The 18,464-nt window shown below is 68.0% G+C and carries 17 protein-coding genes and 1 pseudogene; 6 read left to right on the top strand and 12 right to left on the bottom strand.

Annotated elements, in window-relative coordinates; all coding sequences use genetic code 11:
* Window positions 1-202 precede the first annotated feature (202 nt).
* Window positions 203-782 (top strand): annotated as a pseudogene (locus tag ACQCSZ_RS18820) (recombinase family protein).
* Between the two features lie 84 nt (window positions 783-866).
* Here the strand turns inward: ACQCSZ_RS18820 and ACQCSZ_RS18815 are convergent.
* From ACQCSZ_RS18815 to ACQCSZ_RS18780, 8 genes are all read right to left on the bottom strand, one after another.
* Complete coding sequence (locus ACQCSZ_RS18815) at window positions 867-1,085, bottom strand: hypothetical protein (protein ID WP_427005188.1); 219 nt, start codon at window positions 1,083-1,085, stop codon at window positions 867-869.
* A gap of 302 nt (window positions 1,086-1,387) precedes the next feature.
* Window positions 1,388-3,544 carry a glycogen debranching N-terminal domain-containing protein gene (locus ACQCSZ_RS18810; protein ID WP_427005187.1) on the bottom strand — a complete coding sequence of 719 codons (2,157 nt, stop codon included), beginning with the start codon at window positions 3,542-3,544 and terminating at the stop codon, window positions 1,388-1,390.
* Window positions 3,545-3,744: 200 nt separating this feature from the next.
* Entirely contained in the window at window positions 3,745-4,746 is a 1,002-nt protein-coding gene (locus ACQCSZ_RS18805; RefSeq protein WP_427005186.1) for a zinc-dependent alcohol dehydrogenase family protein, read from the bottom strand.
* Window positions 4,747-4,815: 69 nt separating this feature from the next.
* Window positions 4,816-5,832: a universal stress protein gene (locus ACQCSZ_RS18800; protein WP_427005185.1), complete on the bottom strand. Its 1,017-nt coding sequence runs from the start codon at window positions 5,830-5,832 to the stop codon at window positions 4,816-4,818.
* 109 nt (window positions 5,833-5,941) lie between these two features.
* A complete protein-coding gene (locus tag ACQCSZ_RS18795; protein WP_427005184.1) occupies window positions 5,942-7,087 on the bottom strand; it encodes a YihY/virulence factor BrkB family protein in 1,146 nt (381 codons plus the stop codon).
* 78 nt (window positions 7,088-7,165) lie between these two features.
* Entirely contained in the window at window positions 7,166-7,774 is a 609-nt protein-coding gene (locus ACQCSZ_RS18790) for a DUF3618 domain-containing protein (RefSeq protein WP_427005183.1), read from the bottom strand.
* Window positions 7,775-7,792: 18 nt separating this feature from the next.
* Window positions 7,793-8,206, bottom strand: a complete 414-nt coding sequence (locus ACQCSZ_RS18785; protein ID WP_427005182.1) for a phage holin family protein — start codon at window positions 8,204-8,206, stop codon at window positions 7,793-7,795.
* The gene (locus ACQCSZ_RS18780; RefSeq protein ID WP_427005181.1) at window positions 8,203-9,099 is read right to left on the bottom strand and encodes a hypothetical protein; all 897 of its coding nucleotides are present in this window, start codon (window positions 9,097-9,099) and stop codon (window positions 8,203-8,205) included. Before ACQCSZ_RS18780 ends, ACQCSZ_RS18785 begins: the two co-directional genes overlap by 4 nt.
* A 231-nt stretch (window positions 9,100-9,330) precedes the next feature.
* Between ACQCSZ_RS18780 and ACQCSZ_RS18775 the strand changes: the two genes are divergently transcribed.
* Window positions 9,331-10,239 (top strand): spermidine synthase, encoded by a 909-nt coding sequence (locus ACQCSZ_RS18775; protein WP_427008389.1) that lies wholly within the window; start codon window positions 9,331-9,333, stop codon window positions 10,237-10,239.
* A 42-nt stretch (window positions 10,240-10,281) separates the two neighbouring features.
* Here the strand turns inward: ACQCSZ_RS18775 and ACQCSZ_RS18770 are convergent, their stop codons facing one another.
* Window positions 10,282-11,217, bottom strand: coding sequence for a LysR family transcriptional regulator (locus ACQCSZ_RS18770; protein WP_427005180.1), 936 nt, complete (start codon window positions 11,215-11,217; stop codon window positions 10,282-10,284).
* Window positions 11,218-11,350: 133 nt separating this feature from the next.
* On the opposite strand from ACQCSZ_RS18770, the gene ACQCSZ_RS18765 reads away from it, so the two are divergent.
* On the top strand, window positions 11,351-12,730 hold the full coding sequence (locus ACQCSZ_RS18765) for an MFS transporter (RefSeq protein WP_427005179.1): 1,380 nt from the start codon (window positions 11,351-11,353) through the stop codon (window positions 12,728-12,730).
* Window positions 12,731-12,832: 102 nt separating this feature from the next.
* Complete coding sequence (locus ACQCSZ_RS18760; protein ID WP_427005178.1) at window positions 12,833-13,582, top strand: 3-hydroxybutyrate dehydrogenase; 750 nt, start codon at window positions 12,833-12,835, stop codon at window positions 13,580-13,582.
* Between the two features lie 33 nt (window positions 13,583-13,615).
* Here ACQCSZ_RS18760 and ACQCSZ_RS18755 read toward each other — a convergent pair whose 3' ends face one another.
* Both ACQCSZ_RS18755 and ACQCSZ_RS18750 read right to left on the bottom strand, forming a co-directional pair.
* On the bottom strand, window positions 13,616-13,879 hold the full coding sequence (locus ACQCSZ_RS18755; RefSeq protein ID WP_427005177.1) for a hypothetical protein: 264 nt from the start codon (window positions 13,877-13,879) through the stop codon (window positions 13,616-13,618).
* A gap of 158 nt (window positions 13,880-14,037) precedes the next feature.
* A complete protein-coding gene (locus ACQCSZ_RS18750; protein ID WP_427005176.1) occupies window positions 14,038-15,552 on the bottom strand; it encodes an amino acid permease in 1,515 nt (504 codons plus the stop codon).
* 256 nt (window positions 15,553-15,808) lie between these two features.
* Here ACQCSZ_RS18750 and ACQCSZ_RS18745 point away from each other — a divergent pair, with 256 nt between their 5' ends.
* On the top strand, window positions 15,809-16,780 hold the full coding sequence (locus ACQCSZ_RS18745; RefSeq protein WP_427005175.1) for an NAD(P)-dependent alcohol dehydrogenase: 972 nt from the start codon (window positions 15,809-15,811) through the stop codon (window positions 16,778-16,780).
* A 21-nt stretch (window positions 16,781-16,801) separates the two neighbouring features.
* On the opposite strand, the gene ACQCSZ_RS18740 is transcribed toward ACQCSZ_RS18745, so the two are convergent.
* Entirely contained in the window at window positions 16,802-17,242 is a 441-nt protein-coding gene (locus tag ACQCSZ_RS18740) for a protein-tyrosine phosphatase family protein (RefSeq protein ID WP_427005174.1), read from the bottom strand.
* Between the two features lie 235 nt (window positions 17,243-17,477).
* On the opposite strand from ACQCSZ_RS18740, the gene ACQCSZ_RS18735 reads away from it, so the two are divergent.
* Window positions 17,478-18,377, top strand: coding sequence for an IclR family transcriptional regulator (locus tag ACQCSZ_RS18735; RefSeq protein ID WP_427005173.1), 900 nt, complete (start codon window positions 17,478-17,480; stop codon window positions 18,375-18,377).
* The last annotated feature ends 87 nt before the right edge of the window (window positions 18,378-18,464 follow it).

The following is an 18,464-nucleotide window of genomic DNA, read 5'->3' as shown; positions in this document are numbered from 1 at the left end:
GGTGTCGCTCACCGGGCTTTGAGTTGTCTTGCATCGCATGGGATATGAGACGTCTCACCGACTGAACGACCGTGACGACGGCAGTGCCTTAATTTCGTGAAATCGTACGAGCTCGTCCGCGGCCGGCGATTCCCGTAACTATGTCTCGAAACCTTCGAATCGGTGTATTCACCGTTAGTTACGAGACACATCGGAGCAGCCCATCACGAAACTGATCGGCTACGCACGGTTTCGACGCGGCAGCAGTCCACCGACCGGCAGCAGGCGGATCTTCTGGCCGCCGGCGTCCGACGCGATGACCTCTACGTGGATCACGGTGTATCCGGGGCGCGAGCCTCACGACCCAGTTCGATCGGGCACTCGACGCGCTGATCGACGGCGACACCCTCGTCATCACGACGCTGGACCGGCTCGGGCGATCCACCCAGAACATGCTCGCCTTCGCCGACGAACTCCGCGGTTGAGGCGCGGGCCTGCGCGTCTTAAACCTCGGCGGTGGCGACGTCGACACCGCGACACCCATGGGGTCGATGCTGTTCACGATCATGGCCGCTCTCGCGCAAATGGAACACGAGATCAAACGCGAACGCGTCACCGACTCCATCAGCAAACGCAGGGAAGCCGGAAAGGACCTTGGCGGCCGACCCCGCCGGGTCACCGACAGTCAGATTCGAAGCGCTGTCCGCCTGGTCGAAGGCGGTGAACCCGCTGCGCAGGTTGCCCGCGATCTCGGAATCTCCCGAGCAACATTTTATGGACGGTCGCGAGCACTCAAGGACTAGCCGCGTCGCATCCTCCCTGAAGGCGACACCAAGCGATCACAGAACGCCGCCAGAGAACGATCAAATCCGCACCCAGAGCCGCGCTTATGGGGTGGGCCCCCGGAGTTGCTGCGTAAGCACTTCGAATTCCTCGACGCCAAGAATCTGCATGTGCTGCTCAGCGCTGGTTTCAGAACGGATTTGGCTTGTCGCCTGCTGACTCCCCGCCAGGGCTTCTTCGTCATCCCACAGGGTGATCGAAAGTGACGTGCCGTCCTTCCCCAGTAGGTAGTAAATCCCCAGGCATCCTGGGAGCTCAAGCACCCGATTGACCGTATCTTCTGAAGGAGCACCTGTGCTATCAGGGCCGGGCCGATATGTACTGACTCGAGCGAACATGATCTTTCTCCTGGTTACTCGCCGGCTGGAGCAGGCCTGCCATCAAGCGCTGGTCAGTCAGATGCGGGAGCGCAGTTTGGTGGCCGGGTCTCCTCCCCAGTAAGGACCCAAGCGGGTGTGGGCACAAGCCCAAGAGTCTGAACGATGCAAATTAACCGCAGGGATTTTTAAGCGGGGGAGGGGCTAACCGCTTGCAAGCGGTTGGCCAGATCGGCCAGCCGATCCGGCTAAGCCTTTCCGCGCATTCTGGCCTGTTGCACCAGGTCTGACGCCCACGGCCGGGTTCCGCGGTGGAACACCATTCCCTCGGGCAGCCCCTGGACGGTCGCGGTGGAACCGGAGATATCGATGGTGATCCGGCCGTCGGCCATGGGCGCGTTGGTGATGTGCAGGTCGCCGTAGGATTCCGGGAGCACGGGATCCATCCACAAACCCCCAAGGGCAACATCCGCATAGTAGCCCATCAGGCTCTTCACCAGCTGGATTGGGGTGGTGGCCGCCCAGGCCTGCGGCGAGCACGCCGTGGGATAGGGCACGGGTTCGTCGAAGTGCTCGCGGCTGAAGCCGCAGAACAATTCGGGCAGCCGTCCTTCCGAATACTCGGCCGCCTCCAGCAGGGCCGTAGAGATCCGCTGTGCCTCCGCCACGAAACCGTAGCGAAGGAGTCCGGCTGCGATGATCGCATTGTCATGGGGCCAGACGGAGCCGTTGTGGTAGCTGGCGGGGTTGTAGGCGCCCATGTCGCTGGCCAGGGTCCGCACTCCCCAGCCGCTGAACATTTCCGGGGACATCAGCCGTTCCGCCACCAGCGGGGCCTTGTCCTCATCGATGAGGCCGAACAACAGGCATTGGCCCATGTTGGAAGCGCAGGCATCGACCTTCCGCTTGTCGCGGTCCAGGGCGACGGCGTAGTACCCGCGATCGGGCAGCCAGAACTGCTCGTTGAACTGCCGCTTCAGCCGCGCCGCGCGGTCCCGGAACTCGGTGGCCAAATCCACGTCACCGGCGTCGTACGCCATCCACGAGCGGGCCAGATACGCACTGTAGACGTAGGCCTGCACCTCGCAGAGCGCGATCGGCGGCTCGGCCATCCTGCCGTCGGCGAAATTGATCCCGTCCCAGGAGTCCTTCCAGCCCTGGTTAATCAGCCCCCGGTCGTTCAGGCGCTCATACTCGACAAAGCCGTCGCCGTCCTTGTCCCCGTAGTCCCGGATCCAGTCCAGCGCCCGGTCCGCATGGGGCATCAGGGCAGCGACGGTATCCGTGGCGAAACCCCAGCGGCTGACTTCCCCGAGCAGGGCCACGAACAGCGGGGTGGCATCGACGCTGCCGTAGTAGGCGGACTTGCCGCCCAGCGCCAACCCGGTGGAGACATCGAGCCTGACCTCGTGCAGGATCTTGCCCGGCTCCTCCTCGCTCATCACATCCACCACAGTGCCCTGGCGGTCGGCCAGCGTCTGGATGGTGCCAAAGGCCAGGGACGGGTCCACCGGCAGCGCCATGAGGGACGCCCACAACGAGTCCCGCCCGAACAGCGCCATGAACCAGGGCGCCCCGGCGGCAACCACGATCCGGTCCGGATGGTCCGGATCCTCGATGCGGAGGGCGCCCAGATCGTCGTAGCTGCGCCGCAACGTCCGCTCGATCGACCGGTTTCCCATCTGCAGCACCGGAATCTTTGCCACCCACTCCTGCCGGCGCCGGTCACGCGGGGACATCTGGCCCTCGTCCGGACGAATGAACGGCGCCATCGGAGCGGTTCCGTCGACAGTGGGCACCACGCTGAGCGTGGTACTCCATTGTCCGTGCGGAGCCACAACCGGCCGATATGTCAGGGCCTCAGCCGTGACATCGGCACCCGCCGCCGTGACGACGACGCCCTTCCGGACCTCCTGCCAGGCCGCCCGGATGATCAGCGATTCGCCGTCGGTTTCGCGGGACTCTTCCCACTGCCGCTGGATACGTGCCTCCTTCACCTCGAAGAGGTCCGCGAAATCCGCCTCGACCCTCAGGGAAACCACGCACTCCACAGGGGCCGATGAATAGTTCCGGACCGTGATCTGTTCCTGGATTCCGGCACCCAGCTCGCGGAGGCGTTCCACGATCAACGGGCTGTCCGCGTACCCGTCCGAGCGCAGTACGCGCCCGGCAAACAGGGCCCGGTACGGCTCCTTCGTCTTCGCGGCCAGCGGCTCCAACGGCTCACCGTCAACCGTCAGATTCCAGCGGGACAGGATGCGCGTGTCCCCGTGGAAAACCCCGTGCGGGTACTCAGGATGGATGTCCCCGTTCGCCGAGGAAATGCAAAAAGATGAACCCTCCACCAAGGTGACACTCCCTGCTCCCAGCGGCCCGGCAGCAGTGTCGGCATTCCACCCAGTCATCCCCGCTCCTTCAAAGGATTGACTTCACGGCTCAACGCCGGGCGGCACCACAGAGCCTGGTCCGCCCACGGATCGCCGCCTCTTTTGCTAAATTGACGCTACGCCCGCGCTCCAATTGATGCCAGCCCCACCGCTAGTGGCGCAACCACCCCCGGCCTGTCCGCGGAGGTCCAGGAGGATGTCCAGGCACCGATACCCGTTCAGGCCATGTGCAGCACGGCGGCGCCGGTGATCCGGCCGTCCGCCAGGTCCCGCAGCGCCGTGTCCGCGGCCGAAAAGGGGTACGCCACCGTGGTAGGGCGGATCGGAATTTCCGCGGCGATGCGGAAGAACTCCTCGCCGTCGGCCCGGGTGTTGGCCGTCACGCTGCGGAGCTGGCGTTCCTGGAACAGCTCGGCGGCATAGTGCAAGGGGGGAATGTCGCTGAGGTAGATGCCGGCGACGGCGAGAGTACCGCCCCGGTCGAGGGCACGCAAGGCCGCCGGCACCAGTCCACCGGCGGGCGCGAAGAGGATGGCGGAGTCCAGCGGATCCGGCGGGGGCTCGTCGGCCCCGCCGGCGAAGGTCGCTCCAAGCTCGACGGCGAGGCGGCGGGCTTCCTCGGACCGGGTCATGACATACACCCGCGCGCCGCGGTAGAGGGCGATCTGGGCGGCCAGATGCGCCGAGCCGCCGAAGCCGTAGATTCCCAGCCGGCCGCCGATCGGCAGCTCCGCCCGGTTCAGGGCGCGGTAGCCGATGATGCCCGCGCACAGCAGGGGAGCGGCCTCCTCGTCGGTGAAGACCTTCGGAATCCGGTAGGCGAAGTCCTGGCCCACCGTGACCAGCTCGGCATAACCGCCGTCGCGGTCCCAGCCCGTGAACGTGGGGGACAGGCACAGGTTCTCCTGGCCGCGCAGGCAGAAGCGGCAGGAACCGCAGGTTCCGCCCAGCCACGGGACTCCCACCCGTTCCCCGGACCGGAACCTGGTGGCCCCGGGACCGAGCGCGACCACTTCGCCGACGACTTCGTGACCCGGGATGATGCCGGGGTGCCGGGGTTTAAGGTCGCCTTCGGCCAGATGCAGATCGGTGCGGCACACCCCGCAGACCCGGACCTGGAGCAGTACTTCGCCGCGCCCCGGCGAGGGATCCGGGCACTCGGCGGCCACCAGGGGACCGTCGCTCAGGGGTCCGGGATGTCCAATCCGCCAGGCTCGCATGCGGCCTCCCTTTTCTTGCACTCTTTCGTAAATTTGCAGTGGCCCGGAGGCGGTGCTCCCGGGGCCGGTTCAGCGGGTAATCAGGACGTTGCAGGGCGCCTTCTGCAGCACGGCGGAGACGGTGTTGCCCGGGCCGCCCCCGCGGTTGTGGGCGCCAAGCACCAGGACATCCGCCCCGGACGCCGCCGCGACCAGTTCCGTGGCCGCGGAACGGCCTTCCCTCAAGGTACCCGACACGGTCAGCCCGGGAGCAAGTTCCCTTGCCTCGCCCAGCGCGTGGTCCAGCAGTTCCTGGCCGTGGAGCGCGGCGTGGCGGCCATGCGCTTCCTTGCCGCCCGCGCGCGCCTGGTCCACGTGGACGAGCCGCAGCGAGGTGCGGAGCGCGACGGCCAGCCGGACGGCGCCGGCCACTGTGGCCAGGCCCCGGGCCGACGCATCGACTCCCGCCACGACGGGGGCACCCGGGGCACGGGGACGGCGGATGACCATCAAGGGGCACGGGGAGGAGCCGGACAGGTCCAGACAGGCCGACCCCGCCAGTTGGCCCATTACGCCGCCGACGCCGCGGCTGCCCACGACCAGCAGCCGCGCGCCGGCCGCTGCCTCGCGCAACACCGGGGCCGGGAGCCCGGTTTCCATGACGCCCTCGACGTCGACGCCGGGGGCGACGTCGGGGGCGGGCGGCCCAGCGGCGGGCGGCCCGGCGGCGGGCGGCCCGGCGGCGGGCGGCCCGACGTCGACCCCGACGGCGGCGGCGGGCGGCCCGGCGGGCGGCCCCGCGGCGGCGCCATCGGAAGGGCTGGCGGCGGATGCGTTAGTGGCGGATGCGCTGGCGACACCGCGCGCCAGTTGGACGCCTTCGGCCAGGATGGCTTCCCCTGAGTGCCGCAGGCCGCTGCCCGGGATTCCTTTGACGGGCCCCAGGTTCTTGGTGAACAGGGGCCACACCCAGGCATGGATCACGCGGAGGCTGCACTGTTCGTCAGCGGCGTATTCGGCCGCCCACCGGACGGCCAGCCGTGCGGTCAAGGATCCGTCATAGCCCACGGCAATGGTGGAGCGCGGGTACTCTGCTGCGGGTGCCAATGCTTTCCTCCCGGCTGGGCAGCCTTACCCCGTCCCCCACCGGTACCTGGATCCAGTACAACCTGCGGGGGCAGGGCACGGGTAGGGGCTTTGGTCCCGGAGGCCGGGCTTATCGGGCGTGGGGATCCCGGTCCTGCCCGCCGTCCTGCCCGCCGTCCAGCCCGGCCCCGCCGTGCTGCTCCCGCAGGTCGCGGCCGCGCCGGATATCCTCTTCCTCGCGGTCCTGCAGCTTGTCGCTTTGCTTGGTATCCCGCGGCGGCAGTTGGATGGTCTCCTCCGCCTCGATACCGGCCTGGAGCTCGCGCCCGCGCTCCATCTCGGCGTCGAACTCGGCACCGAACAGCAGCGACATGTTCAGGATCCAGAGCCACAGCAGCATCACGATCACGCCGCCGATCGTGCCGTAGGTCTTGTTGTAGTTGTTGAAGTTCGCGACGTAGAAGGCAAAGCCGAGGGATGCCAGGACGGACACCACGAGGGCGATGAAGGACCCCATGCTCATCCAGCGGAACTTCGGCTGCTTCACATTGGGGGTGGCGTAGTAGAGGATCGCGATGGCTGCCACGACGAGCACCACCATGACCGGCCATTTCAGGATGTTCCACGTCGCGAGGAAGGCACCGCCCAGCCCGATCGCGTTTCCCACCGCTTCGGCCACCGGCCCGGTGAGCACCAGCATGGCCGCCAGTACGGCAACGATCGCCAGCGTGGCAACGGTGACGCCCAGCATGGTGCCCCGGAGCTTGATGAAGGGCCGGCCCTCGTCGACCTCATAGACCCGGTTCATGGCCCGCGCGAAGGCTCCGACATATCCCGAGGCGGACCACAGGGCGGTCAGAATGCCGATCACGAGGGTGAAGCCGGCCGCCGGCGATTTGGTCAGTTCCTCGATGGGTTGCTGGATGATGCTGACGGTGGTTCCGGGCGCGATGTTCCGGACGATGTCCAGGAGTGCGGCCGTGGTCTTCTCGGCCTGACCGACGACGCCGAGCAGCGAGACGAGCGCCAGGATCGCGGGGAAGAGCGACAGGACCGCGTAGTACGTCAGCGCCGCGGCGAGGTCGGGGCACTGGTCTTTGCTGAATTCGCGCAGGGTCTTGCGCCCGATGTACTGCCAGGAAGGCTTCGTGACGTCGGCGGGGCTGTCCGGCTTGCGGGAATCATCCGGTGCGGGGGCCGTCCGGGCCTTGGCGGTGCTGCTCTTCTCCGTTTCGGCACCGGTGCCATGTCCTGCCTGGGTGAAGTTCTTGGCCATCGGATCCTCCTTGGTGGGTTAAGCGCAACAGCCGGCCGCCCCGCGGGAGCGGGGACGGCCGGCCGGGTCCCTGCGGGCCTAGGCCTGCTTGACGTTGTCCGCGGCTGAGGCGGCCGTATCCTTGACGTCCCCGACGGCGTACTGGCCCTCGGCCTTGACGTTCTCGGCAGCGTCGGCGGCGCTCGCCTTGACGTTCTCCATGGCCTCCTGGGCAGGCTCCCGAAGTCCCTCGGCCACGTTCTTAGCTGCCTCGGCCAACTCGGTGGTGAGCGGTTCGGCGGCCGTCTTAATGGCGTCGGCGGCCTCACGTTCCTTCTCGCTGGCGGGGATCAGCGACGAGAACAGCAGGCCGGCGCCAAACGCGATTAGCCCCGCCGCGAGCGGGTTGCCCTGCGCCTTGGCGGCCACGCGCTGGGGTGCCTCCCCGATGGCCGCCCCGGCGTCGCCGAGGTGTGCCCCCGCGCTGCCCGTGGCGGAGTGGACATTGCCGGCGGCGTGGTCGGCTGCTCCCATGACTTTCTCCTTCACGCCGAAAACGGCGTCCTTGACTGATTCCTTGACCTTGTCGGTCTGCCGCTGGACTATGTGCGACGGCGTGACCTTGTCCGCGACGGCGTCGACATTGGTGCCGAGGCGCGCGCGGGTTGCTTCGATATCGGCTCGGATGGCATCCGGGTTTTCACTCATCGTGTTTCCTCGCTGGGTCTAGGTGGTGGGTTTGAGTGTGGGCGGGATTTCCTGGAGCGTCTGCGCGGTCTGCGGCATGCCCTTGATCGCGCTGAGTTCCTTGCGGCCCCTTGAGGCCAGGATCGCGGCGATGATTGCCCAGATGACGGCGACGACGACGCCGGACCAGCCGAGCCCCATCACAAGTCCCAGCGCCCACCACAGGGCGAGGGAGAGGAACAGGAGTACGAAGTGGCCCGCGACCGCGGCACCGGCGAGCAGGCCGCTGCCCTTGCCAGCCCGGGTCGCCGACTGCTTGAGTTCGACCTTGGCCAGCTCCACTTCCTGCCGCATAAGGGTGGACATGTCCCGTGTAACGTCGCCCAGCAGATCGCCAAGGGATGATGTCTCGGCCTTGAGGTGTGCGGCAGCTGGAGGCACTTCATCGCTCATCGCTGGCCACCGTCAAAGGGATCGTCGCGGCCTGGATCGATGCGGTAGGGATCAGCGGCCGCAGGATCCGCGGGCCACTGGTCCTGCCCGGTGCCGTCCGCCGCCACGGGGTTGGGCGGGTACGTCTCCGCCAGCCCGGCCGTCGTCATGTCCGGGGCGGGCAGCTGCACTGGCGCCGGCGGAACCGCCACGCCGGTGTCGGGGACGCGATAGGCGTGCGCGCCGGTGCCCGCGGCGCCGGTGCCTGTGGTGCCGGTACCCGCCGCAGAAGTGCCCGTGTCCGGGGCCCCGGCGGCGAGGCTGCGGCTGAGCCGCCCGGCCAGGATGCCTGCTCCGGCGGCGAGCATCAGGAAGGTGCCGGGACGCCGGCGGGCAAAGGACTTCACCTCGTTCAGCAGCGAACCGGGATCCCGGTCGTCCAGCCATGATGCGACGTCGGAGGACCGTTCGGCGGCCTGCCGGACCAGATCGGCGGCCACCCCCGGCTGATCCGGGGCGGACGCCATGGAGTGCAGTTCTGTCGAGATCGAGCGGAGTCCCTGCGCGACCTTTTGCTGCTGCGTGCCGGCCTGCTCGGTGAGATCGGACTTGGCCTGGTACAGGAGGTCCTTGGCGTTGGTTTTCACCTCGGCGGCGACATTGGCTGCTTCCGACTTGGCGGTCTCTGCCACGCTCTGGGCCGAATCGGTTGCCTGCCGGGCAACTTCCCCGGCCTGTTCCTTGGCGGCGCCGGTCTTTGACGTCCCGCCCTCCGTGGTCCCATCGTCCAGGGGCGGGGTGTAGCCTTCGTCGCCCGGAACCGGGAGCACCGTCGAAGGCTGGCCCAGGTCGCCCCGCTGGGTGGCCGCAGGCGTGCGGTAGCTGGCGTCCTGGGGCCATTGGTTCTCTGTCATCTTCGCTCTCTTTCAAAGAAGATCGGCTGCTGATCACAAGCCAGCACGGTTGGCAGTTAAATACTAAGCATGATTACTAACACTTGGTAAGTGCTCTTAGCTTCTATTTTCGGGAGGGGTCGAAATGGCCGGGCCCCAGCGGCCGGCCCGATCCCGGCCGGTCCCGATCCCGGCCGGTCCGGCGCGGCCGGTGAACTAGGGTTGATGCATGAACAAACCGGTGCACGGCTGATGGCGAAGCGGGGAAGGGCCGCCGGCCGGAGCACCGGAAAATCGACGGCGGGAGTGGTGGACGTACCCAAGGGCACCCGCCCGGACGGCCCGGTAGAGGGCGTCTACTACATCGACACCGGGGACTGCGAGCTGATCCCGGACCAGGACAACTCCAACGGCTGGCTGCTGCGCATCAACGGCGTCATGAGTTCCCACATCGACCTCGCGGATCCGCTGTTCCTCGACTTCGAATACATGCGCTGGATCTCGGCGCTGGTGGAATCGCGCTGGCGCCGCGAGTCGAAGCCGAAACTGCGCGCCCTGCACCTCGGCGGGGGAGCATGCTCACTGGCCCGGTACTTCCATGCCGCCTATCCTGACGCCCGCCAGGTGGTGGTGGAGTTGGACGGCAAACTGGCCGAGTATGTCCGCGGCTGGTTCGACCTGCCCAAGGCCCCGCTGCTGCGCCTGCGCGTGGGGGAGGCCCGTGAAGTCACCGAAAGCCTCACCCCGCACACCCGGGACCTCATTATCCGGGACGTCTTCGCCGGCTCCCTCACGCCCCGGCCGCTAACCACCAGGGAATTCAATGAGCACGCCAAACAGGTCCTGGCTCCGGGCGGGATCTACGTGGCCAACTCCGGAGACGCACCGGACCTGGTGAACGCCCGCGAGGACGCCGCCACCATCGCGGCCACGTTCGAGCACACGGTGATCATCGCCGACCCCGCCATGCTCAAGGGCCGCCGTTACGGCAACATGATCATGGCCGGCAGCGACCTTCCGTTCGACGGCGATCCCGGCCTGGCCCGGCGCCTGCTGGGCGGAGCCGTGCCCGCGCACATCTGGGACGACGCGAAGGTCAGGGCGTTCGCGGCCGGCGCCCCCGTCCGCCACGACCCGAAAGCCCCATCGATTGCTCCGTAACGGCCCTTGTGTGACAGCCCTCGTGAGGCCTGAAAACGGCAGCTACGGAGCAACCGATGAGCCCGGAACAACCGATGACCCCGCGGGCCGCCCCAGCAGGGCTTCGCGGTGGGCCGCGGTCTGTTCCCGCAGTGCCTGCACGACGGCGGCCACCGCCGGGCGGCGCATGGAGTCGGGCCGGAGGACCATCCAGTAGGGGAGCAGTTCCGCGAACTCCCCGGGCAGCAGCCTCACCAGGTCCGCATGCAGGTCCGCCGCAAAGCACGGCAGGAACCCGATCCCGGCGCCGGCCCGTGTCGCCTCCACATGGACAAAGACATTCGTGGAACTCAGGCCGTCCCGCATGGCCGGCACCAGCCGGCGCGGGGCGTCCAGATCGTCCACCTGGAGCATCGAATCGACAAAGTAAACGAGCGAATGGGCCGTCAGTTCCTCCACCGTTGCGGGCGTCCCGTATTCAGCCAGATAGTTCCGCGAGGCGTACATGCCCAGCATGTATTCGCCGAGCCGGGACGCTTCCGCCCGGTGCACCTGGGGCTCGCCGACCACCACCTCGATGTCCAGCCCGGAGCGTTGCTGCAGCGCCCGCCGGGTCACGGTGACGATCTCCACGCTCAGCCCCGGATGGTCGCGGCGCAGCCGGGCCACCGCGGGGGCCGCGATGTAGGCGCTGAAGCCGTCCGTGGCGGTCATCCGCACGACGCCGGTGATGGGGTCCGGGGTCCGGCCGGGCTGTTCGAGGGTGCGGAGGGCCCATTCGACCTGCTCCGCGACCCGGACGGCCTCCGCACCGAGCGCCGTGAGCTCCCAGCCGCCCGCGGCGCGGGAGAGCACACGGCCGCCGAGGGCCTTCTCCAGCGCCGCTATCCGCCGGGAGACGGTGGTGTGGTTCAGGCCCAGGGCCTGGGCCGCCGTCGTGAATTTCGCGGAACGGGAGACCGCGAGGAGCACCAGCAGGTCATCGGGATTGGCGTTCATATCTGCAATTCTGCACACAAGCGGTGCCGCTTTGGCCATTGAACCGCCCCCTTTGTGCAGCAATACTCAGTGGGAGCCATTTCAAGTGCTGTGTATCACAGCGCGTGTCACCGTGGACACTAAGGAGAACCAGATGAGCGTAAACCAGCGCTCGGCATCACCTGCCGCCCCCGCACCCAAGGGTTCCGGCCTCAAGAAAATCGTCGCCGCGTCAATGGTCGGCACCGTCGTGGAGTGGTACGAATTCTTCCTGTACGCCACCGCCGCCACCCTGGTATTCGGCAAGTACTTCTTCCCCGCCACCGGCAATGAACTGGACGGCATCATCCAGGCGTTCCTGACGTACGCCGTCGGCTTCATCGCCCGCCCGCTCGGCGGCATCGTCTTCGGCCAGATCGGCGACAAGCTGGGCCGCAAACCCACCCTGCAGCTCACCATCATCATCATCGGTGTCTCCACCTTCCTGATGGGCTGCCTCCCCGGCTTCGCCGACATCGGCTACCTCGCGCCGGCCCTCCTGGTCCTGCTGCGCTTCATCCAGGGCTTCGCCTTGGGCGGCGAATGGGGCGGAGCCGTGCTGCTCGTCGCCGAGCACAGCCCCAACAAGTCCCGCGGCTTCTGGTCCAGCTGGCCCCAGGCCGCCGTTCCGGTCGGCAACCTGCTGGCCACCCTGGTCCTCTACATCATGTCCAACGTCCTGAGCAGCGCCGACTTCCTGGGCTGGGGCTGGCGCGTGGCGTTCTGGCTGTCCGCCGTGATCGTGTTCGTCGGCTACTACATCCGCACCCACGTCACCGAGGCGCCGATCTTCCTGGAAGCCAAAGCGCAGCTGGAGAAGGAGCAGGCCGTCAGCTACGGCGTCTTCGAGGTCATCCGGAAGTACCCCAAGGGGATCCTGCAGGCCATGGGCCTCCGGTTCGCGGAAAACATCATGTACTACCTCGTGGTCAGCTTCGCGATCGTCTATCTCAAGAGCGTGCACAAGTACGACACCTCCTCCCTGCTGCTGGCCCTCCTGATCGCCCACGTCATCCATTTCCTGGTCATCCCGCAGGTGGGACGCCTGGTGGACAGCTGGGGCCGCAAGCCGGTGTACCTCGTGGGCGTCCTCACGGGTGCGGCCTGGCCGTTCTTCGCCTTCCCGATGTTCGATACCCGCAACCCGGTGGTCATCGTCCTGGCCGTGACGATCGGCCTGTGCCTGCACGCGTTCATGTATGCCGGCCAGCCCGCCATCATGTCCGAGCTCTTCCCGACCCGGATGCGCTACGCCGGCGTCTCGCTGGGCTCGCAGGTCACCTCGATCTTCGCCGGTTCGCTGGCGCCGCTCCTGGCCACCCAGTGGCTCAAGGACACCGGCTCCTGGCTGCCCACCGCGATCTACCTGGTGGTGGCGTGTGCCATCACCACCGTCGCCGTGCTCAGCCTGAAGGAAACCAAGGGCATCGCCCTTGAGGAAGTGGACCGGGCCGACGCCGAACGCGAAGGCCTTGCCGTCCCGGCCACACGCTGAGCTGCTCGTGCTGAGCTTCTCGTGCTGAACTGCAAGAAGCGGCCGGCTCCAGCGCGCTGGAGCCGGCCGCTTCGCCGAAATCTTTGAACAGGAAGACTGATTATGGAAAACACGCTGAACGGCCGCAAGGCCCTGGTCACCGGCGGCGCCAGCGGGATCGGCGCGGCCAGCGTCCGTGCCCTGGCCGCGCGGGGCGCCAAGGTGGTGGTTGCGGACGTTGACGCGGCCGCAGCCGCAGCCCTCGCCGACGAGGTGGGCGGCACCGCCTGGGCGGTGGACCTGCTCGACGTCGAGGCGCTCCAGGCCCTCAGCCTTGACTGCGACATCCTGGTCAACAACGCCGGGATCCAGCGCATCAGCCCCATCGAGGACTTCGATCCGGCCGATTTCCGCCGGATCATCACGCTGATGCTCGAGGCGCCGTTCCTGCTGATCCGTGCCGCGCTGCCGCACATGTACGCCAACGGCTTCGGGCGGATCATCAACCTGTCCTCGGTGCACGGACTGCGGGCCTCCCCGTTCAAGGCCGCCTATGTCTCCGCCAAGCACGGACTGGAAGGCCTCAGCAAGGTGACCGCGCTGGAAGGCGGGGAGCACGGGGTCACCTCCAACTGCGTCAACCCCGGCTATGTCCGGACGCCGCTGGTCGAGAAGCAGATTGCGGACCAGGCCAAGGTCCACGGCATCCCGGAAGCCGAGGTGCTGGCCAGGATCATGCTGACGGAATCCGCCGTGAAGCGGCTGGTCGAGCCGGAGGAAGTGGCCTCGCTGGTGGCATGGCTCGCGTCCAACGACGCCGGCATGGTCACCGGCGCCAGCTACACCATGGACGGCGGCTGGTCGGCGCGGTAGGAGCCGGTCGCCTTCCCCGCCCGCCCAGGCAGGCTACTCGGGCTCCCTGAGATGCCGGTAGTCGTAGAAGAACAGGTGGCCGGCGGGCTGGCCGGGGGCGCGCAGGCCGACAAACGGCGGCGTGACGACAGCCACCGTACCCAATCGGCGTCCGTTGAACGGGTCGTCGCCGACGAGGACCTGGCCCACGCGGAACGGGAAGCGGGCCGTGCGCGCACGGTCGAGCGTATGTCCGAGGATCCGGACCAGGCGGCGTCCGCGGGGACGAAGCCCCGGCCCTGCATCGGGAATCTCCATCGGGACCGCTCCTTCCTCGCACCGCGCTTGAGCCATCGTAAACTCCAGGCTCAGGAGTAACACGAGTAACTCCTACCCCTCCGGTCCCAAGAAACCCCTGCGTCACTACCTGTCCGGCCTGTTTCCCCTGCTCCCCCCTGGGGCCGGGCGGCGCCGGGCTATCCTGCGGTGCCGGCCGCGGGAACCTGCGGGAGCTGCGACGTTTCGTCCGCCAGTTCCGCCCGGGCCCGGCCGTGGCCGCGGACCCAGAGCCGGTACGCGAGCACCAGCAGGCCGAGCCAGACGGCACCAACGTAGAGGGCCACCCGGGTGTCCTCGAAGGCGCCCAGGACGCCGATCACCAGGGCCATGAACACGATGGTCAGCACGGAGGCGGCGGGCCACCACGGCGACGGGAACTCCGACGCCGGCAGGCCCTTGCGGGCGATCTCGCGTTTCATGGCCACGTGGGAGGCCAGGATCATCACCCAGACCCACACCGTGGCGAAGGTCGCGATCGAGGCGATCAGCAGGAACACATCCTCGGGGATGACGGCGTTCAGGACCACGCCCACCAGCAGGATGACCGTCATCATCACCACCGTCATCCACGGCACGCCATGGCGGGATACCTTGCCGAAGCTCGCGGGGGCGTGACCCTGCCGGGCCAGGCCGAAGAGGATCCGGCCCGCGCCGAAGATGTCGCTATTGATGGCGGAGAGGGCGGCGGTGATCACCACGGCATTGAGGATGTGCGGGGCGGCAGGGATGCCCAGGCCGCTGAAGATCTGCACGAACGGGCTGCCGTTGGTGCCGATCTCGTTCCACGGGAACAGGCTCATCAGCACGCCGAGGGTCAGCACGTAGAACAGCAGCACCCGCACGGGGACGGTGTTGACGGCCTTCGGGATGACGGTCTTGGGGTCGGCGGCCTCGCCGGCGGTGATGCCCAAGGTTTCGATCCCGCCGAACGCGAACATCACGACGGCGAAGGACGCAAGGAGCCCTTCGAAGCCATTGGGGAACATCCCGCCGTGGTCCACCAGATTGCCCAGGCCGGGCGCCACGGTGGCGCCGCCGGCCTGGAAGCCGAAGACGATGATGGCCGCGCCGCCCGCGATCATGGCGATGATGGCCGCCACCTTGATCAGCGAGAACCAGAACTCCAGCTCGCCGAAGACCTTCACGCTCAGCAGGTTCAGGGCGGCCAGGAAGAAGATGATGGCCAGCACCCAGATCCAGCGCTCCACCTCGGGGAACCAGAATCCCATGTAGATACTGAAGGCGGTGACGTCCGCGATGGCCACGATCGCCATCTCGAAGACGTAGGTCCAGCCGGTCACAAAGCCGGCCAGCGGTCCGAGGTAGCGGCTCGCGTACTGGCCGAACGAGCCGGAGACCGGGTGCCGCACCGCCATTTCCCCCAGGGCGCGCATCACCATGAACACCGCCGCGCCGCCGATCATGTAGGCGAACAGCACGCCCGGCCCGGCTTTCTGGATGGCGGACGCCGAGCCGTAGAACAGCCCGGTTCCGATCGCCGACCCCAGGGCCATAAAGCGGATATGCCGGACGTTGAGTCCCCGGCTGAGCACCGTTTCGACGGCGGCGCTGACGGTTTTTCCGGCGGCGCCGGCGGGTGTTCCATCGGTGCCGGCGGGCGTGGGCTTGGTGGCGGTTTGGGCTTGTTGCATGCGAATACCTTCTCGTCATTGGGAGGGGGATCGCCATCCAGCAGACCATCTTTGGCGAGGCTGTGAGGAGGCTCATGGCGGGTTGGTGTCTTCGATCTCAGACTGTGCCGGGTCTGATCTCAGCCTGTTCGGCGCAGGCCCGGGAAGCCGGACGCTATTGACTCCGGGTCAGGTTTCCTTAGCTTGGGATGTCAGGTTTCCGCCCGACGGCGTGTCCAGCACGCCATGGGCACGCCGGCCATGAAGGAGAACCACCATGAAAGCGATCATCCAGGACGTGTACGGCTCCGCGGATGTATTGGAACTCCGCGACGTCGACAAGCCGGTGGCAGGCGAGGACGAGGTGCTCGTCCGCGTCCGCGCTGCCGGCGTCGACCAGGGCGTCTGGCACCTCATGGCGGGACTGCCGTACCTGGCCCGGATCATCGGCTACGGGCTGAGGAAGCCGAAGGACGGGATCCGGGGCCGGGCCGTCGCCGGGCAGGTGGAGGCAGTCGGAAGGAACGTCGCCGGATTCCGGCCCGGCGATGAGGTGTTCGGTACCTGCGAAGGATCGTTTGCCGAATATGTGTGCGCCAAGGAGAAACTGCTGGCGCGGAAACCAAGAAACCTCAGCTTTGAGCAGGCCGCCGCCGTCCCCATCTCGGCGGGCACAGCCCTCCAGGGCCTGCGGGACAGCGGGCAGGTCCAGCCCGGACAGGAAGTCCTGGTCATCGGGGCGGCCGGCGGCGTGGGCACCTACGCCGTGCAGCTGGCCAAGGCGTTCGGGGCGCACGTGACCGGCGTGTGCAGCACCGCCAAGGTGGAGCTGGTCTCCTCGATCGGCGCGGACCACGTCATCGACTACACCCGGGAGGACTTCGCGGCAGCCGGGAAACGCTACGATCTCATTCTCGACATCGCCGGCAACCGTCCGCTGTCGGTCCTCCGGCGCGCGCTGGCACCCAAGGGGACCCTCGTCGTCGTCGGCGGGGAAGCAGGCGGGCGGTGGGCCGGCGGCCTGGACCGTGTCCTCCGGGCTGCGGCGCTGTCCCTCTTCGTCGGCCAGAAACTCCGCGGCCTGGCGTCGGTGGAGCGGCAGGTGGACCTTGAATTCCTGACGACGCTCATCGAGGACGGCAGGATCAGGCCCGTCATCGACAAAACTGTCACGCTCGCCGAGGCCCCGGCGGCCATCGAGTATGTGCACGAGGGCAGGGCCCGGGGAAAGGTCGTGGTGACGATCTGAGCGGCCGGCCGCCGGCGTGCGTCACGCGGCCGGCGGCCGGAACCGGGCGACGTACCGCCGCTGCCAGGGCGTCTCCACCGTCCGCCGGTGGTAGTGCCGGCGCACGAAGGAGACGGCCTGTTCGGGCGGGACCCCGTCCAGGATGGCGATGCAGGCCAGCGCCGTGCCCGTCCGGCCGCGCCCACGCCAGCAGGCGATCTCAACCCGCTCGCTTTCGGCGCGGCGCCACGCTTCGGCAAAGGCGGCCAGGGCATCCGGTTCGTCCACCGGCAGCCGCAGATCCGGCCAGTGCACCCAGCGCGCTTCCCACTCCACCGGCGGCGGGCTCTCGCCCAGCAGGTACACGCCGAATTCAGGCGGCGGTCCCGCGGGAAGAGGCAGATGCAGGGCGCGGCCGCGGATGAGCCGGCCGGAGGGCAGAATCATGACGCCCTCCTGCCCTGGCTCCCACGTCTGCTTCATGGTCCAGATGGTAGCCGTCCTGCCGGACGCCTGACTACGGTGCCGCCTGACCATGGTGTCCGGATCTTCGCTCCCGGGTGATGCGGCCGGTGCATCCTTTGGCGGGCACCCGGACATCCGCCGGAAATGTCCGGGATCCCGGACAGTCGGCCCCACCCGTGCCTGTCCGAATCCCGCGAACCGGCGCATGCTTGAGTACGGGATACCGGACACCGCAAGCCTTCGAAGAGGACCCATGCCAGCGACCAGCACCACCGCCCTGAACACCGCAGCCGCAGCAGCCGCCGCCGCCGCAGCCGCCGTCGGCACCGGCACCGGAGCCGTGACCACAGCGGCGCCCAAAACAGCTGCCCCGAAGGCGGCCTCCAAGGTCCCCGCGGCAGAGAACACGCTGCGCATCCTCAAACTGCTGGCCTCCCGGCGGGGGCCGATGGCGGCGTCGAACATTGCCACCGCGCTGGGACTCCCGCGCTCCAGCGTCTACCACCTGCTCGGCGTGATGGAGGAGAACGGCTTCGTGCTGCACCTGCACGAGGAGCAGCGGTACGGCCTGGGGATCAGCGCCTTCGAGCTGAGCTCCGCCTATTCCCGGCAGGAACCCCTCTCCCGGCTGGGCCGGCCGATGCTCGCCTCGCTCGTGGACGTGGTCGGCGAAAGTGCGCACCTGGCCGTGCTGCACGGCCGCGACGTGCTCTACATCGTCGAGGAGCGGGCCAAGAACCGCCCGTCGCTGGTGACCGACGTCGGGGTCCGGCTGCCCAGCCACCTGACCGCCAGCGGGCGCGCCATCCTCGCCGCGCTGCCCAAATCCCAGGTCCGCGCGCTGTACCCGAACGCCGCTGCCTTCACTGCCCGGCACGAGACCGAATCACCCATCATGAAGTACTCCGCGCTGTCCTCGCACCTGGACCAGGTCCGCCAGCGCGGCTACGCCACCGAACACGGCGAGGTGACGCCCGGCTTCGGCTCGATCGCGGCCGCCGTCACCGACCACGTGGGATGGCCGACGGCGGCCGTCGCCGTGACGTTCCTGGAGGACAAGCTGCCCCCGGAGCAGTGGCCCGCGCTGGCGGCGCGGATCCAGAAGGTCGCGGACGAGCTCTCGGTCCGGATCCACGGCCGCCCCGCGCACTGACCCCGCCCACCAGTGCCCTCACCCGCCAGCCCAACTGACTCGCAGCAGTTGTCGTTCTGGGGCCTCAAAACGACAACTGCTGCGAGC

It is taken from the genome of Pseudarthrobacter sp. H2, from assembly GCF_050157045.1.
Taxonomy (GTDB): domain Bacteria; phylum Actinomycetota; class Actinomycetes; order Actinomycetales; family Micrococcaceae; genus Arthrobacter.
Note: the sequence above shows the minus strand (reverse complement) of the source record. Positions and strands in the feature narration are given on the sequence as shown.

Coding starts and splice junctions, on each gene's coding strand:
- ACQCSZ_RS18810 (WP_427005187.1), bottom strand. CDS start 3,544: ATGACTGGGTGGAATGCCGACACTGCTGCCGGGCCGCTGGGAGCAGGG.
- ACQCSZ_RS18805 (WP_427005186.1), bottom strand. CDS start 4,746: ATGCGAGCCTGGCGGATTGGACATCCCGGACCCCTGAGCGACGGTCCC.
- ACQCSZ_RS18795 (WP_427005184.1), bottom strand. CDS start 7,087: ATGGCCAAGAACTTCACCCAGGCAGGACATGGCACCGGTGCCGAAACG.
- ACQCSZ_RS18790 (WP_427005183.1), bottom strand. CDS start 7,774: ATGAGTGAAAACCCGGATGCCATCCGAGCCGATATCGAAGCAACCCGC.
- ACQCSZ_RS18785 (WP_427005182.1), bottom strand. CDS start 8,206: ATGAGCGATGAAGTGCCTCCAGCTGCCGCACACCTCAAGGCCGAGACA.
- ACQCSZ_RS18780 (WP_427005181.1), bottom strand. CDS start 9,099: ATGACAGAGAACCAATGGCCCCAGGACGCCAGCTACCGCACGCCTGCG.
- ACQCSZ_RS18775 (WP_427008389.1), top strand. CDS start 9,331: ATGGCGAAGCGGGGAAGGGCCGCCGGCCGGAGCACCGGAAAATCGACG.
- ACQCSZ_RS18770 (WP_427005180.1), bottom strand. CDS start 11,217: ATGAACGCCAATCCCGATGACCTGCTGGTGCTCCTCGCGGTCTCCCGT.
- ACQCSZ_RS18765 (WP_427005179.1), top strand. CDS start 11,351: ATGAGCGTAAACCAGCGCTCGGCATCACCTGCCGCCCCCGCACCCAAG.
- ACQCSZ_RS18760 (WP_427005178.1), top strand. CDS start 12,833: ATGGAAAACACGCTGAACGGCCGCAAGGCCCTGGTCACCGGCGGCGCC.
- ACQCSZ_RS18755 (WP_427005177.1), bottom strand. CDS start 13,879: ATGGAGATTCCCGATGCAGGGCCGGGGCTTCGTCCCCGCGGACGCCGC.
- ACQCSZ_RS18750 (WP_427005176.1), bottom strand. CDS start 15,552: ATGCAACAAGCCCAAACCGCCACCAAGCCCACGCCCGCCGGCACCGAT.
- ACQCSZ_RS18745 (WP_427005175.1), top strand. CDS start 15,809: ATGAAAGCGATCATCCAGGACGTGTACGGCTCCGCGGATGTATTGGAA.
- ACQCSZ_RS18740 (WP_427005174.1), bottom strand. CDS start 17,242: ATGAAGCAGACGTGGGAGCCAGGGCAGGAGGGCGTCATGATTCTGCCC.
- ACQCSZ_RS18735 (WP_427005173.1), top strand. CDS start 17,478: ATGCCAGCGACCAGCACCACCGCCCTGAACACCGCAGCCGCAGCAGCC.